The following is a 14534-nucleotide window of genomic DNA, read 5'->3' as shown; positions in this document are numbered from 1 at the left end:
CCAGTCTCGGCCCTCTTCCCGCTCTCTTCCCGCCCTCTCTCAGCCCTCTCTCAGCCCTCTTACCGTGGAGTCTTCCATGTCAGATCAGCCCAAGCTCACCGCACGCCAGCAGCAGGTTCTCGACTTGATTCAGAACACCATGGCGCGCACCGGCGCCCCGCCCACGCGCGCCGAAATCGCCGCAGAACTGGGCTTCAAGTCCGCCAACGCCGCCGAAGAGCACCTGCAGGCGCTGGCGCGCAAGGGCGTGATCGAGCTCGTCAGCGGCACCTCGCGCGGCATCCGCCTGCGCAGCGAGGCCCTGCGCCACCTCAACGCCGCACGCGGCAAGCAGTTCAGCCTGCCAATGGCAGAACTCGCGCAGCTCGTGCTGCCGCTGGTCGGCCGCGTTGCCGCGGGCTCGCCGATTCTGGCGCAAGAGCACATCGACCGCACTTACGCGGTGGAGCCCACGCTGTTCGCACGCAGGCCCGACTACCTGCTCAAAGTGCGCGGCATGTCCATGCGCGACGCAGGCATCCTCGACGGCGACCTGCTCGCCGTTCAAGCCACGCGCGACGTGCGCAACGGCCAGATCGTCGTGGCGCGCCTGGGCGACGAGGTCACCGTCAAGCGCCTGCGCCGCAGCGCCGACATGGTCGAATTGCTCCCTGAAAACCCTGACTACTCCATCATCACCGTGCAACCCGGCGAGCCTTTCGACATCGAAGGACTGGCCGTGGGGCTGATACGCAACAGCTTGCTCCAGTAATGTTGACGCCGACCGAAAAATGACCACCTGAAGGCGTGAGTGCCGCTTTAACCCAGATTGTCCATTAGGCGGTGCTTCGCACCTACGCGGGCGCTGGCGGACGGCTGACGGTCATTTTGGCCGCTGCTTCGGCGCCCATGGCACCGGCCATGGACTTCTCACCAGCGACCAAACTGCCGCGCCATCATCCCGCGTCCTAATGAACAATCTGGGTTCAAAACTGACCAGGATGTACCAGGCGAATGCTGAATTTTTTGGCAGGAGCAAAAGAGATGATCATCATGGGCCTGATTGGCAATGTCAGGCACATGAAGATGCGCGATGGGGTATCGATCAGCGCGAGCAGCCTGTCGGACTTTGGGCGTCGAAAGCGAGAATGCGTCCCCGCGCGACCAGTTTTTGCCGAATTCGCCGCCCCATAGCCGGACCACGGGGCAAGAAGCCGGTAAAAATGGGCTGCTGCGGCGCATTCGCAGCCGACGATTCCGAAGTCCGACAGGCTCCAAGGGGATGACGGCGGCTCGGGCCGGCAAGGCCTCAGGCGGTCGCAGAGCTCCCGGACGGGCTGTTCGGCTGCGGGGCGAAGCGTTGCAGCACGTACCCGGCCATCCCCTTGGCCAGTTCTTCCTCGCCGAAGAAGACCGTGCCGATGCCCTCCTTGCGCAGCATCAGCGACTCGTCCTCGCCGTGGGTGCGCAGGACGAGCTCGATGTCCGGATTGAGCGTCCGCGCCGTTTCGGCCATCTGCCGGACGTTGAGCGGATCGGGCGTGGCCACCACGAGCATGGCCGCTTCCGCGATATGCGCCTGGATGAGCACTGCAGGATCGGCGGCGTTGCCTGAAACCGCTGCCACTCCTTGCTTGCGGAGCTTTTCCACCAGCTCACGATTCTGTTCGGCCACCACGTAGGGAATGCCGCGCGCCTCTAGGAGCCTGTCGGACTTTGGAATCGTCGGCTGCGAATGCGCCGCAGCGGCCCCTTTTTTACCGTCGTCTTGCCCCATAGCACCACTATGGGGGTGCGAATCCGGCAAAAACTGGCCTCGCCGGGGCGCATTCTCGCTTTCGACGCCCAAAGTCCGACAGGCTCCTAGCGCGCTGGCGATCCGCTTGCCGACCCTGCCATAGCCGACCAGCACCACCTGCCCCTCCAGGTACTTGCGCTCGGTGCTCATCGGCAGCTCGGCATAGGGATCGGTGCGCCGGTCAAGGCTGCGAGCGAATTCCGAGCGTTGGAGAATCCACTTTCGCACGGGCTCGACCGTGGCGAACAGCACCGGGTTGAGCGCGATGGAAATGAGCGCACCTGCCAGGACGAGACTCATGCCTTCGGCGGGCAGCAACCCCAGGGAAAGACCCAACCCAGCCAGAATGAATGAGAACTCGCCAATCTGCGCCAGACTGGCGGAAACGATCAGCGCCGTATTGAGCGGATAGCGGAAAGCCAGCACGAGGGCCAATGCCGCGACGGACTTGCCGAAAATGATGATCGCCAGCACAGCCAGCACGTGCCAGGGCTGTTCCACCAGAATCGCGGGATCGAACAGCATGCCCACCGATACGAAGAAGAGCACGGAGAACGCATCGCGTAGAGGCAAGGACTCTTCCGCCGCGCGATGACTGAATTCCGACTCGCGCATGACCATGCCGGCGAAGAAGGCCCCGAGGGCAAACGAGACGCTGAACAACGCAGCCGCCCCGTAGGCAATGCCAATGGCGCTGGCGACGACCGCCAGCGTGAACAACTCGCGCGAGCCGGTGCGCGAGACCTGCCACAACATCCAGGGCAGCACGCGTCGGCCGGCAATCAGCATCAGGGCCAGGAAGGCACCGACTTGCAGCAGCGTTTGCCCGATGGTGATCCACAAGGGCTTGGCAGCTGCCGCGTGGGCGGCTTCTGAACCGCCCAGGACGCCGGCCAGCGGCGGCAGCAAGACCAGAACCAGCACCGTGGCGAGATCTTCGACGACCAGCCAGCCCACGGCAATGCGACCATTCATGCTTTCCAGCACGCCACGGCTCTCCAGGGCCTTGAGCAGCACCACGGTGCTGGCGCACGACAGCGACAAGCCGAAGATCAAGCCGCTGCCCCAACTCCAGTCCCATCCCCACGCAACCGCCATGCCCAGCAACGTGGCCAGTCCCATTTGCACCACTGCGCCCGGCACGGCGATACGCTTGACTGCCAACAGGTCATCAAGCGAAAAATGCAGCCCGACGCCGAACATCAGCAGCATGACGCCGATCTCCGACAGTTGGGAGGCCAGCTGCACATCGGCCACGAAGCCCGGCGTACCGGGTCCGATGATGATGCCGGCCACCAGGTAGCCCACCAGTGCCGGCACCCTGATCCGCTCGGCCAGAAAACCGAGGATCAGGGCGATGCCGAAGCCAGCGGCGAGCGTGGTGATGAGTGAGATGTTGTGATCCATGCAGTGGTCTTTGAAATGGGAAGGCAAGGCGGGGTGCACCAAGCCGTTGGTGTTCTCGTTGGAGCCATGCTGCCAGGGGCTGTGTGGGTCACAGAAATACACGGCCATGCCGGTCTGCTCGGTCAGCTTCTTGTGCAGGGCCACCTCTCGGCCTTGATCGTAAGTCAGGCTCTTGAGCATCGGCTCGGCGATGCTATTGGGCTTGTCGGTGAAGCTGCGAATCCGGCAAAAACTGGCCTCGCTGGGGCGCATTCTCACTTTCGACGTCCAAAGTCCGACAGGCTCCTAGATGCTGATGGCCACGTATGCCGATCATCTGCCCCTGCACCTCCAGAATCCCCCCACGCCCGCAGCAACGCATCCTGCGACGCCGGCGCGCGCACGCCCAGGCGCACCAGGCCGGGCAGGCCGAACGAAGTGCAGTCGCGCAGGCGCACGCCGTGGCGGCGCAGCTGCGCGCACAGCGCGGGCACGTCGGCCACGTCGGCCACCGGGGGTCGCGCGCAGAAAAACGGCGCGTCGCTAGGTAGCACCTGCCAGCCCTGCGCCTGCAAGAGCGCGGTCTGGCGCGCCTTCCAGCGGCGCAGCGTGTGCAGGCTCTCTTGCAGCCAGGCGTGCACGGCGGGCTGCGTCCAGGCGGCCAGCAGCGCCACGCCGTGCGCGCCGAGCGGCCACGACGGGGCCAGCGCCTCGAGTTGCGCGACCATCTGCGCCACCGTCTGCGCCCCCGCCGGGGCGATCGCGTAGGCCGCGCGCACCCCCGTCAGGCCCAGCGCCTTGTTGGGCGAATACAGCCGCCACACGGCGTCCAGCGTGCCTGCGTCCAAGCTGGGCTGGCCCGACAGGCGCAGCGGTGCGTAGGCGCAGTCGAGCACGCGCACCGTGGCGAGGGTGCGTGCAGACGCATCGCTCGGCCCGTCACCTGGCGCATTGCGTGGCCCCGTGTGCGTACCTGTGCGCATCCCTTCGCGCCGCCCGTTGCCCAGGAGCCTGTCCACAAGCCCGTCCACAGACTTATCCCCAGCGCCATCGACAGACTTGTCCACAGCCGTGTCAGCGCACTTGCCGCCGCGCGCCGCCGCCCCACGCCAGCCTGCGAGCGCCGCGTCGGCCTGCCCCAACGGGCTGCCAGGCTCGCAGGCCCAGTGCAGGCCGGGCACGGGCGCAGCGCCTACTGCGCCCATTGCGCCAAGATCGCCCACAGCGCCCCTGCCGTGCCCAGCGTGCACCACGCGCAGCCCCCAGGCTTGCGCGGCGTGCGCATAGTCGCCATAGCCATGCGGGGGCAGCGCCACGGTGCGCGCGTCGGGCGGCAGCGTGCGCGCGGCCCAGGCCGTGAGGCGGTAGATGAATTCGCTCGCGCTGGCCGCGATCACGATGCGCGCGGGCGCCACGCCGTGCAGGGCCGCGAGCTGCGCGCGCAGCGCGGTGTAGGCCGGGTCGGGGTAGTGCGCGGCGTCGGCCTGCTGCACGGCAGCCAGCGCCAGCGGGCACGGGCCGTAGGCGTTCGCGTTGGTGGAAAAGTCGTGCGCAGCCACGCCCTGCGCGTCGGGCCCGCCGTGCACGCGCGCGCTGTTGTCAGGATCATTCGAATTGCCCGCATTGCTTGCGACACTCAAAGCCAAAATCCGTCTCCAAAAACTATCAAAACAGAAGCTGCAAGCGCAAGCGAAAAGAGCGCTAGAGGCACTTTTTGTGCCAAATGCAGCGCCGCCTGCACGTCGCCCGCCTGCGCCGCGCGGCCCGCACCGTGCAGCTGATAGACACCGGGCTTACCCAGCCGCACGCCCAGCGCGAGCGCCATCGCGGCCATGGGCCAGCCGCTGTTGGGCGAAGGCGTGCGCGCGGCCTCGCGCCGCAGCGTGCGCAAGGGCACGCGCTGCGCAGCGCGCGGCGGCCAGCCCGCAAACGCCGCGAGCAGCAAGGCCGTGAGGCGCGCCGGCAGCCACGAGAGCACATCGTCCGCCCGCGCCGCCCATTTGCCGGCCCACTGCCAATAGCGCCCGCCGTGCATGCCGGGGTAGCCCCACATCGCGTCCGCCGTGTTGGCAAACCGGTACAGCGCCGCGCCGGGCAGGCCCGCCACGGCAAACCAAAAGAGCGGCGCGACCACCGAATCGTTCAAATTCTCGGCCAGGCTCTCGATGGCGCTCTCGCGCACCTGCGCCGCATCGAGCGCCGCCACGTCGCGGCTCACGAGCCAGGCCAGGCGCGCGCGCCCCGCGGCGAGCGACTGCGCGAGCGCCACCTCCACGGCCCCCACCTCGGCCGCAAGCATGCGCCAGGCCAAAAGCGGCTTGAGCAGCAAGGCCAGCAGCAGCGCTGCGGGCGCCAGCGGCAGTTGCAGCGCGGCCCATTGCAAGCCCCAAGAAGCTCCTAGGGTGATAGCTGCCAGCGCACACCAGACAAGCGCAGAGAGCCAAAAAGAGCAAAAATCCCGCGGCGTAGGCGCGCGCGGCGCGATGCGCGCACCCGCCCAGCCGAGGCCGCGCCCCATCCACACCACCGGATGCCAGCGCGCAGGCGGCTCGCCAAGCAGCCGGTCGATCAGCAGCGCGAGTGCAGCGGCGGTTGCGAGCGGTGCGAACGGTGCGAACGGTGCGTGGAGTGCGTTCGAGAAGTCATGGATGGTTGAAAAAAGCCCGGGCATGGGGCGGGATTGTCGCGGGCGAACTCACGCATGCAAAGCCTTCAGCGCCACGTCGGGCGCGGCCTGCACGACTTTGAGCAAAGCGGAAGCTGGCCCCGTCGGGTTGCGGCGATGTTGCTCCCAGTTTTGGAGCGTTCTGACGCTCACTTGCAGCAACTGGGCAAACTCGCTTTGCGACAGCCCGATTTGCTCGCGCACAGCCTTGACGTCGGGTGGCGTCACCTTGGTGCGGCGCGCTGCGGGCGCCTGACCATGGGCAATGGCCTTGGCCTCCTTGAGGCTTTGCAGCAGATCATTGAACAGCGTAGGCTCCATTGTCACAACTCCTTGACCCATTGGCGCAGCAAGGCGGTTTCGTGCTCGGTGAGCGTGTCTTTTTTGGACTTGGGGTAGATCAGCAGCATGTAAATCTGCGCATCCTGGCGCCGCCAGTAATAGATCACCCGAACACCACCGCTTTTCCCACGTCCTGCCAGCGCATAGCGCAGTTTGCGGATTCCACCGCCACCCTGGACGAGATCGCCCCGTTCTGGGTTTTCGGCCAGCACGTGCTGCAAGCCGGCGTACTCGTCATCGGTCAACAAACCCACCAGCAAGCGGGTGAATGTTGGGGTTTCGATGAATTCCATACACGAATGATATACGCCAATGGCGTATAAAACAAGGCGCCTTCAGCATGAATGTGCCCGCTCAATCCGCGTCTTTCACACCCCCTGCCCCCAAACCCGTACCGCGCCGGCGCGGCTTTTTGGCGGGGGCGGATTCGACGGGCAGCAGGCTGGTGATGCGCTGGTAGAGCGTGAACAAAAAGGCCACGCGCTCGGCGTCGCCGCTGTAGCTTTTGGGGCCGCCGGCGAGCTGGTAGGCACGATCCACGGCGGCGTCGAGCTTTTGGTGCGTGCGCAGCAGCGCGGGCGGCATGGTGAGCGGGTCGTACAGGTCGGCCAGGGTGCTGCCGGGGAACTGGGCGCGCGCGTCGAGTACCGCCTGCGCTGCGGCTTCGATAGCTGCTTGCGCTTGCTGTACCTTGGCTGGAGGCACTTTTTGCTTGGAATCGAGGGCGCAGAAGGGCCAGGGGAAATTGTTGTAGACAATCTGGGCCGAATACTGATAACGGCTTTCCAATCGACCACATACCTGTCGCATCCACGCCATGTGCATGACAGACTGGAGAACACCGAATTCGAACAAACCGGCGCCGGGAACGATCAACGCACTGCCGTTCGCAACGACCTGCGGCGACATGAAGCCCATCGGCATATAGGAGCGGTTTTCGGACGAAACCTTGGGCAGCAGAAGGTAGGCGCCGTCTGGTTGGCGATCTTCGCCAAACAATGCCGGGGTGTTTGCCAGTTCGCGCGTCGTCGGGCGCTGGCTGGCCGCCCGAAACGCCCGCACGGATTCGATGCGACGACGCAACGACGGCGAGCCACGCAGCACGCTGGGCGAAGCATCTTTGAGCCACAGGCACCAGCGAGGTTCTGCGTTCAAAAACTCATGCGCGCCCATGTAGGGGCGAATCAGTTCGGCCAGTTGCGGCTCGGTGCGCAGCAATTCATCACGCGCTGCTGCGTCGAGTATGAGGTGGCCGTCATCGTTTGCCATGCTGCCGTAGCTGATCGGCGGCACGGGACAAATTGCCTGGGTGCGCTTGCCAAGCACCACATCCGGCGCATCGACCAGATACGGATTGATGTTGGCCGCGGGCACGGCGTGCGCCGGGCCTTTGATGTCGTCGTATTCGTAGATGACTTTGCCGGGCAGGTCTTGCAGGCCAAAGCCGATGATGACGCAGTGCACGGCGGCCTTGCCGCGCGCCTCGTTGCTCCAGGCGAAGGTGCGGTGCGCAAACTGGATGTGCACGCCCTGCGCGAGCAGCCAGCCCCAGAGCACGCCCACCTGCTCGCCCTGCGTGATGCTGTTGGTGGAGACGAAGGCCACGCGCGGCGCGGCGGCGTTTTGAATGAAATTGGCCGTTTGAGCTTGTGTATCCTGCGTCAGTAGCTCGTTTTTCAATAGCATTTCGGCCGTGCGCAGGTAGCGCGCCGCCTTGACGTACCACGCGGCGACGAAGTCGAGCACACCAAAGCCCTTGATGTCGCGCATGACCGGCTCGAAGTCGGCTTTCTGCACGGCGCTTTGCTCTTTTTTACCCACAAACGGCGGATTGCCCAGCACGAAGCTGCAGCGCGCGGGCGGCAGCACGGCGGCCCAGTCGAGCGTAAGCGCATTGCCGTGCACGATGTGCGGGCTGGTGACGAGCGGGATGCGCGCGAAGTATTGGCCAAACTCCTCGCCCACGCGCAGGTTCATCTGGTGGTCCACCAGCCACAGCGCGACCTGGGCGATCTGCGCGGGGAATTCTTCGATCTCTATGCCGTAAAACTGATCGACGTTGACGCCGATGAGGCTGTGCACGTCGATGCTGCGCTGGCCGCTTTGGCCTTGCAGTTCGGCGGCGGCGCGCAGCACGTCCAATTCGAGCAGGCGCAGCTCGCGGTAGCTGATGACCAAAAAGTTGCCGCAGCCGCAGGCGGGGTCAAGAAAGCTCAGGGTGCGCAGCTTTTTGTGAAAGTCGAACAGGCGGTTGCGCTGGTGCTTGACGCGCTCGAACTCGGCGCGCAGGCCGTCGAGGAACAGCGGCTTGATGAGTTTGAGGATGTTTTCCTCGGACGTGTAGTGCGCGCCCAGGTTGCGCCGCGCCTGCGCGTCCATGATGCTCTGGAACAGGCTGCCAAAGATGGCCGGGCTGATGCCGGCCCAGTCGAGCGCGCAGGCGTCGAGCAGCGCCTCGCGCGTGGCGGCGTCGAAGTCGGCGATGGGCAGCAGCTCTTCAAATAACCGGCCGTTGATGTAGGGGAAGGCGGCCAGCTGCTCGTCGAGGTGCGTGGAACGCCGCTCGGGCGGGGTGTTGAGCACCTGGAACAGCTGCGCGAGCAGCGCTCCGGTGTCGCGCCCGTCGGGCGCGGTGCGCTCTTCGATGAAGGCGCGAAAGCCCTGCGCGGGGAAGATGGCGGTGTCGTCGGCAAACAGGCAAAACAGCAGGCGCACGAGCAACACTTCGAGCGCGTGGCCGGCACGTTCGGGCGCGCTACCAAACTGCCCGTAGCCGCTGGCCTTGAGCGCGTCGTGCAGGCGGCCCATGCGCTCGGCGGCCTTGATGTTGACGGGGTCTTGCGGGCGGATTTCCTGCGTCTTGTAGCCGGCGATGAAGCCGAACCAGCGCACGTGCTTGTGCAAGTCGGCCAGCGCAAAGCTGATTTCGCGGCGCGTGTCGAGGTCGATCACGCGAAAGCGCGCAAAGTCGCACACCACCAGCGTGTGCGGCAGGTCGCGCTCGGCAATGCCGGGAAAGTAGCCCATGGCCTGGTCGAACGCGGGCTCCAAGGGCTTGCCGCGCGACTTTTGCTCGACCAGCATTTGCCCCGGCCAGAACAGATCGACGTAACCCTGCCCGCCGCCGTGCTTTTTGACGGCATGCTCGAAGCTCGCGACGCGCCGGTTGGTGATGCCGAAGACCTCGAAAAAGTCGATCCAGAACGGGATGGACTGCTGCTTTTCATCGGCCGCGTCGGCCCACTGGCGGCTGAAGGCCATGGCGCGCGACTTGATTTCGTTCCAGGACAGGGGCATGGGGGGTGGGCAAACAGGAAGGGAAAGGCAGCGGTGCAACAACGTAGGCTGGGTTAGCGTAGCGTAACCCGGCATTCCCGGTGCATAGCCGGATGCTGGGTTTGGCTGCGCAAACCCGGCCTACGAGCTACGGGCTGAGGCCGCAGCGGTGTGGGTGTTCTCAGATCGGCTGCGCTTGTAGCCGTTTTGAGAACACCTCACCCCCTGCCCACCCCCTGCGGTGATGCGGGCGGCGCGGCTTGTTGCCCCTGCTCCAGCCCCAGCAGCCACGCCTTGCGCGGCAGGCCGCCGCCGTAGCCGGTGAGCTGGCCCTTGCTGCCGATCACGCGGTGGCAGGGCACGACGATGCTGATCTTGTTTTGCCCATTGGCCGCGGCCACGGCGCGCGTGGCGCTGGGCTGGCCGATGTGCTGCGCCTGCTGCGCATAGCTCCAGGTCTGGCCATAGGGGATGGACAGCAGCGCCTGCCACACGCGCTGCTGAAACGGCGTGCCCACCAGGTCCAGCGGCAGCGCGAAATGGCGCCGCCGGCCCGCAAAGTATTCGGAAAGTTCGTGGCCGAGCTGCGCCGTCCAGGCGTGCAAGGTGTCTGGCGCAGGTGCCGCATCGCCACGTGCGGCCTGCAGCTGCGCCAGTTCACGCGCCACGCGCGGCTGGCCCGCAAATTCGAGCAGCCCGAGCCCACGTGCGGTAAACACGGCGAGCAAATCGCCGAGCGGGCTGGGGTAGGTGTGGGTGGCGAGGGGCATGGGGGGCATCGTTTGGGTAGAGGTTGCGTCGGGCGGGAGAGGCTCGGACACAAGGGCGTCGCGGTTGAACCCAGATTGTTCATTAGGACGCGGGATGATTTTGCCCCGTCATTGCGGGGGCCGAAGGCCCGCGGCAATCCATGGAGCCGCCGCAACAGCGCCTGCGTGCGCAGCAAAGGACGGAACTGGATTGCCGCGCCCCTGCAGGGCTCGCAATGACGGGTTTCTTTGCAGCGGACCCAATGACCGTCAGCAGCCCGCCGCGCTCGCGTGCCAAGTCGCCTTCATCATCAAGTGGAACCCGTGTAGCACGCCGGTGGAGACACTGGTCAAAGAACGGCTGGCCGATGCACACACCATGTGGGGTGTTGCGCGAGGGCAAGCGCGAGTGCGTGTGGCAGGAAGCCGAGCAATGGAATTTTCCGGCTGTCACCTTCCCATGCATCTGCACAGGCGCCAGAGACGAGAATGCGCAGGACATGTCTGCGTCTTCGGCATTAGGGAAATTACTTTTTAGCCTCGTCGATGGACTGGCGGATGGACGCATAGGTCTCGGAGAAAAGCCGTTGGGCTTCCCCATAGCTCTTTTTCGTGGTCTCCCATGCCTCGGCCGAGGCTTTTGAGACCCGGGCCTTGGTCTCCTCCACGTCTGCATTCAGTGCAGCAATACGCCCTTCAATGGCTGCACGCTGATCTGCCGCGAGCTTGGCCGCGTCGGCACGCAATCCAGCAAGCGCTTTCTGCTGCGCCTCAAGTTCCGCCTCCAGTACGGCGCGCCGCGTAGCGATGCTGGCCTTGCTTTCTTCAAGATACTTGTCTCGGGCGGCCTGGAAGGCGGCCCAATCGTTGTCGAGCGCCTGACGTGCTTCGGCGACCTGAGCATCGCTCCAGTTCTTTGCGTTGGCTGCGGCATCTTGAGCCCGGCGGCGATAGGCATCCCGCTGCTTGCGCAGGTCCGCCAACGCCGCATCGGCCTTGGTACGCGCCTCGCCCTGGAGCCTGTTGGCGTCTTTTTCCAGGGCAGCAATGTTGGCATCAAGCTGGGCCAGCCGATCCTGCGACCACGCCAGTGCTTGGTGAACCCTTGAGGGCTCCTTCTGTGGAGCGGCTGAATCGGCCTGTGCTTCTGCATTCTGTGCCAGGGCGGGAGGAGCCGACAGCAACGCTGTCTGAGCAAGCAGCGCCAAGGCGATCGTGGAAAAGCGAAGTTTCATGGTGATTTCTCCTGATGAGCCAAAACAAAAGCAACGTAGCGCCTAGGAGCCTGTCGGACTTTGGGATCGTCGGCTGCGAATGCGCCGCAGCGGCCCATTTTTTACTGTCTTCTTGCCCCATAGTCTCGCTATGGGGCGGCGAATCCGGCAAAAACTGGTCTCGCTGGGGCGCATTCTCGCTATCGACGCCCAAAGTCCGACAGGCTCCTAGTGTGCTGTCCCGCAAATAGCTGCACGAAATGAAATCGATGAATTCGCGTTCAGGGCAAGGCGCAAACCGCAGCGATAGCTGCAGCTATCGCGAGGATTTGCAACGCCGCCCTGAGTGCGAAGGCGCGATTTCATGTGTAGTTATTTGCGGGACAGCACACTAGGTTCAGAGAACCTTGGAAAAGGCATCCTTGATCTTCTGGACCGTGATGGCATGAGCGGCCTTGGCATCGGCAAACCCCTGCTTGACGGCACGCCAGGATGCATCGCCAGCGTCCTTGACCTCACCGATACGCGCCTGGAACTTCTCGGCCTCGATGGAGAGGCGATCGAACGCGGCATCGAGTTCGCCGCGGGCCTTCTCGACGGCATCGGCCGCCTGGTCACCCAAATCCTTCAGGGAGTTTTGCCACGCTTGCCGCTGTGCGCGCGCACGGACGATGACGATGCTGCGCACGGCTTTCACCTCGTCGCCGGTCGTGCCGACAAACTGCTGGAGGGCGGACTCGACCTCGATCCATTCGGCTTCGAGCTTGTCCTGAATCTCGCTCGCTTCCTGCTTCGCGGTATCCGCTTGGGCGCGCAGATCGTCGTAGTACTGCTGCAGCTTCGCGCGGGACGCTGCGAGGCGTGCGTGGGCTGCATCGGCTTGCTTGCGGGCATCCTCCCTGATATCGGCGGCCGATTTCTCGACCTGGGAGAGAATGGCATCGGTCTCATCGAGACGGTGCTTCGCCCATGCGATGGTCTGGTGTGCGTAGGAATGGAGCGTCATGGTGCACTTCCTTTCAGTTGGGAGGGCTTGATGGAATCAAGCGGAGACTGTTTTTCGGTTCGCGCCCTGATCAGCCGGCAGAACGGCAAGAAAGCTGCTTCGGCAGAGATCGCGGACCATGTCCGTGATCTGCCTGACGGCTTCGCTCTGAATGCTTTGCCAGTCCATGCCACGGAGCATCACGCCGCGCAGAAACCTGAAACTGAAAATTGCCGTCAGAATTCCGATGACGCGCAGCCGCAGCGCCTCGTCATCGGAAGATCGGCCGCTAAACTGGCTGGCGGCATGTACCAGACGCGCCTGCAGCGGAGCGATCGCGCGTTCATGAATCAGGGCGAAGGCGTCATCGTTGTCGTAAGCGCAGCGGGTCACAAATGCCGTCCAGGCATGCGGCTCGGCCTCCTCCAGCATGGTGTGGAGCAGTTGGATCAATGCGAGTTCGAAGCGAACGGAAAGCTCGTCGACGTCAGACGTATCGTCAAGCAAGGCTGCGGCTTCCGCGAAGCGATGGGCCGCATACTCGGCAATCATGTCCGCTGCGGCCAGATAGAGCTCCTTCTTGCTGCCGAAATGGTAGGGAATGGCCGACAGCGTGGTTTTGGCCGCCTGCGCCAGGGCGCGCGTGGTTGCCCCCTCGTAGCCAACGGCAGAGACAACGTCAATCGTCGCTTCGATCAACTGCGATCGGGTCTTGGCGCTGCGCGCCTCGTGGCCGCTGGTTGTTTCGGCATGATTGGACATACATCCTCCGACTGTTCCAATAAAAGCATAGTTCATACGAACGATCTTTTCAATGGTAATGGGACTGCGAAAAATCGGGTACCTCATGATCAGTGGCAACGGTCACGGGGGTCTCAAGCCGATGAGGGACGTCGCCTGGCTGATCCGAAACTCCTTCGATGGCATCGCCGCCTGGACCCAGACCCACCGGGCTGACAGCCTCCTGGAAGCCCTGAATGGGCTTTTCCAGGCCACCAAGCGTCAAGCGCGTGGCCGGATCGGCTTCAAGAGGATGCGCACCGTGCTCTTTCGCATCGCCGTTGGGCTCGACTTCGCCCGAATCAATCCGCATGCCGCTGACCCCCTTCGCCCCCCTGCTGCGAGGGTGCGACCGCGCACCGGTGCGAGCGAGTGCCGTCATCCTGTGCCACCAGGCGGGCAGGAGCGCCCACGAAGTACCGGCGGGCACGAGTTCACGTCCCAGCGCCAACTCGAACGCTCGAAGCCGCGCAAGGTATGACCGCACGTGGCGAGACTTTAAGCGCTGCGGGTCAATCCGCCCGTAGCCCTCCACGAGCTGGGTGAACAGCGCACGCAGGCGGTAGGTGCGAGGGCGCGGATCGTCCTCGGCATGCTCGGTGGCGAGTCGGGCAAGTTCGAGCCCGCGATCGACGAGGCGGTAGAACGCCGCTGCGGCGGGGAGGCTCCCCAGGCGTTCGATCCGCGTGAGCGGCAGTTTCACGTAGGCCGCGAGCAGGCGCCGCAGATCGGCGAGGATGGCCCGTTCCAGCGCCAAGTGGGGACGGCCCGCAGCTGGCGAAGCGGGCCAGCATGCCCGCAGGTCCTCCACGTAGAGTTGCCGGTCGCCGAAGTAACTGGTGACCTGCCGGGCCACCGCCTGTTCGAGCGCGTCTGGCTGCGCATCGCCCAGGACGCGCGCCACCGAGCGCAGCGGCTGCCCCATCGACAGCGGGAAACGGGAGAAGCGGTAGCTTGCCTGCGTTCCTGGCAGCAATCGGTAGGCCACCAGTTCTTCCCGCAAGGAAGTATCGGACTCGAAGTGCGCCCGCATCCGCTCGAACAAATCCAGCGGCATGCTCGGCAGGCCCGCCCGGTCGTACAGGGAGCGGTCGTCGTAACCACCGGCAGCGAGAATGCGCGCCACCACGTCGGCGCAATTGAATTCGCTGCGGCTCCAGCGCAGGCTTGCGTCCCGGAAGCCGGTTTCGATGCGGTGCGCCTCGACCACCATCGCCGCACGGCGCTCGGCGGGAATGCCCTGGACCCGCAGCCCGAGCGTCTCACGGCCATAGGCCATGCCGTAGGTGTTGGTATGGACTTGCGAACGGGACGGACGATGGATGCCGTACAAGTAGTCCGCCAGGCTCACGTGCTGCAG

Annotated in this window: 11 protein-coding genes and 2 pseudogenes; 2 read left to right on the top strand and 11 right to left on the bottom strand. The window is 64.9% G+C overall.

The annotated features are described in order from the left end of the window. Window positions 1-76 precede the first annotated feature (76 nt). On the top strand, window positions 77-751 hold the full coding sequence (gene lexA / locus FK527_RS11635; protein WP_144733883.1) for a transcriptional repressor LexA: 675 nt from the start codon (window positions 77-79) through the stop codon (window positions 749-751). A 537-nt stretch (window positions 752-1288) separates the two neighbouring features. On the opposite strand, the gene FK527_RS11625 is transcribed toward lexA, so the two are convergent. The 11 genes and pseudogenes from FK527_RS11625 to FK527_RS11575 form a co-directional block, all read right to left on the bottom strand. Continuing rightward, window positions 1289-3184 carry a cation:proton antiporter domain-containing protein gene (locus tag FK527_RS11625; protein WP_246072772.1) on the bottom strand — a complete coding sequence of 632 codons (1896 nt, stop codon included), beginning with the start codon at window positions 3182-3184 and terminating at the stop codon, window positions 1289-1291. A gap of 21 nt (window positions 3185-3205) precedes the next feature. Further along, a pseudogene (locus tag FK527_RS11620) lies at window positions 3206-3364 on the bottom strand (IS30 family transposase); the annotation flags it as partial. A 74-nt stretch (window positions 3365-3438) separates the two neighbouring features. After that, a complete protein-coding gene (locus FK527_RS11615) occupies window positions 3439-4809 on the bottom strand; it encodes an aminotransferase class I/II-fold pyridoxal phosphate-dependent enzyme (protein ID WP_425460444.1) in 1371 nt (456 codons plus the stop codon). Then, entirely contained in the window at window positions 4800-5834 is a 1035-nt protein-coding gene (gene cbiB, locus FK527_RS11610) for an adenosylcobinamide-phosphate synthase CbiB (protein ID WP_144733880.1), read from the bottom strand. The genes FK527_RS11615 and cbiB overlap by 10 nt, the downstream gene beginning before the upstream one ends. A 24-nt stretch (window positions 5835-5858) precedes the next feature. Then, window positions 5859-6155 carry a NadS family protein gene (gene nadS / locus FK527_RS11605; protein ID WP_425460443.1) on the bottom strand — a complete coding sequence of 99 codons (297 nt, stop codon included), beginning with the start codon at window positions 6153-6155 and terminating at the stop codon, window positions 5859-5861. Further along, on the bottom strand, window positions 6152-6463 hold the full coding sequence (locus FK527_RS11600; protein WP_144733874.1) for a type II toxin-antitoxin system RelE/ParE family toxin: 312 nt from the start codon (window positions 6461-6463) through the stop codon (window positions 6152-6154). The genes nadS and FK527_RS11600 overlap by 4 nt, the downstream gene beginning before the upstream one ends. A 61-nt stretch (window positions 6464-6524) precedes the next feature. After that, window positions 6525-9467 carry a class I SAM-dependent DNA methyltransferase gene (locus FK527_RS11595; protein ID WP_144733871.1) on the bottom strand — a complete coding sequence of 981 codons (2943 nt, stop codon included), beginning with the start codon at window positions 9465-9467 and terminating at the stop codon, window positions 6525-6527. A 197-nt stretch (window positions 9468-9664) separates the two neighbouring features. Further along, window positions 9665-10216, bottom strand: a complete 552-nt coding sequence (locus tag FK527_RS11590; protein WP_144733868.1) for a methylated-DNA--[protein]-cysteine S-methyltransferase — start codon at window positions 10214-10216, stop codon at window positions 9665-9667. 506 nt (window positions 10217-10722) lie between these two features. Further along, window positions 10723-11430: a hypothetical protein gene (locus tag FK527_RS11585; RefSeq protein ID WP_144733865.1), complete on the bottom strand. Its 708-nt coding sequence runs from the start codon at window positions 11428-11430 to the stop codon at window positions 10723-10725. A 376-nt stretch (window positions 11431-11806) separates the two neighbouring features. Beyond that, window positions 11807-12415, bottom strand: a complete 609-nt coding sequence (locus tag FK527_RS11580; RefSeq protein ID WP_144733862.1) for a hypothetical protein — start codon at window positions 12413-12415, stop codon at window positions 11807-11809. 36 nt (window positions 12416-12451) lie between these two features. Beyond that, window positions 12452-13156, bottom strand: a complete 705-nt coding sequence (locus FK527_RS11575) for a CerR family C-terminal domain-containing protein (RefSeq protein ID WP_144733859.1) — start codon at window positions 13154-13156, stop codon at window positions 12452-12454. Between the two features lie 112 nt (window positions 13157-13268). Here FK527_RS11575 and FK527_RS17580 point away from each other — a divergent pair. After that, window positions 13269-13493, top strand: a pseudogene (locus FK527_RS17580) (transposase); the annotation flags it as partial. Window positions 13494-14534: the final 1041 nt, after the last annotated feature.

Origin of the sequence: Extensimonas perlucida, assembly GCF_007655255.1 — a bacterium.
In the GTDB taxonomy this organism is placed as follows: Bacteria; Pseudomonadota; Gammaproteobacteria; order Burkholderiales; family Burkholderiaceae_C; genus Extensimonas; species Extensimonas perlucida.
This window is presented reverse-complemented; position numbering and strand designations above follow the sequence as displayed.

Bases quoted from the DNA above. Each gene is read 5' to 3' on its own strand.
- lexA (WP_144733883.1), top strand. From the start codon at position 77: ATGTCAGATCAGCCCAAGCTCACCGCACGCCAGCAGCAGGTTCTCGAC.
- FK527_RS11625 (WP_246072772.1), bottom strand. From the start codon at position 3,184: ATGGATCACAACATCTCACTCATCACCACGCTCGCCGCTGGCTTCGGC.
- cbiB (WP_144733880.1), bottom strand. From the start codon at position 5,834: ATGCCCGGGCTTTTTTCAACCATCCATGACTTCTCGAACGCACTCCAC.
- FK527_RS11600 (WP_144733874.1), bottom strand. From the start codon at position 6,463: ATGGAATTCATCGAAACCCCAACATTCACCCGCTTGCTGGTGGGTTTG.
- FK527_RS11595 (WP_144733871.1), bottom strand. From the start codon at position 9,467: ATGCCCCTGTCCTGGAACGAAATCAAGTCGCGCGCCATGGCCTTCAGC.
- FK527_RS11590 (WP_144733868.1), bottom strand. From the start codon at position 10,216: ATGCCCCTCGCCACCCACACCTACCCCAGCCCGCTCGGCGATTTGCTC.
- FK527_RS11585 (WP_144733865.1), bottom strand. From the start codon at position 11,430: ATGAAACTTCGCTTTTCCACGATCGCCTTGGCGCTGCTTGCTCAGACA.
- FK527_RS11580 (WP_144733862.1), bottom strand. From the start codon at position 12,415: ATGACGCTCCATTCCTACGCACACCAGACCATCGCATGGGCGAAGCAC.
- FK527_RS11575 (WP_144733859.1), bottom strand. From the start codon at position 13,156: ATGTCCAATCATGCCGAAACAACCAGCGGCCACGAGGCGCGCAGCGCC.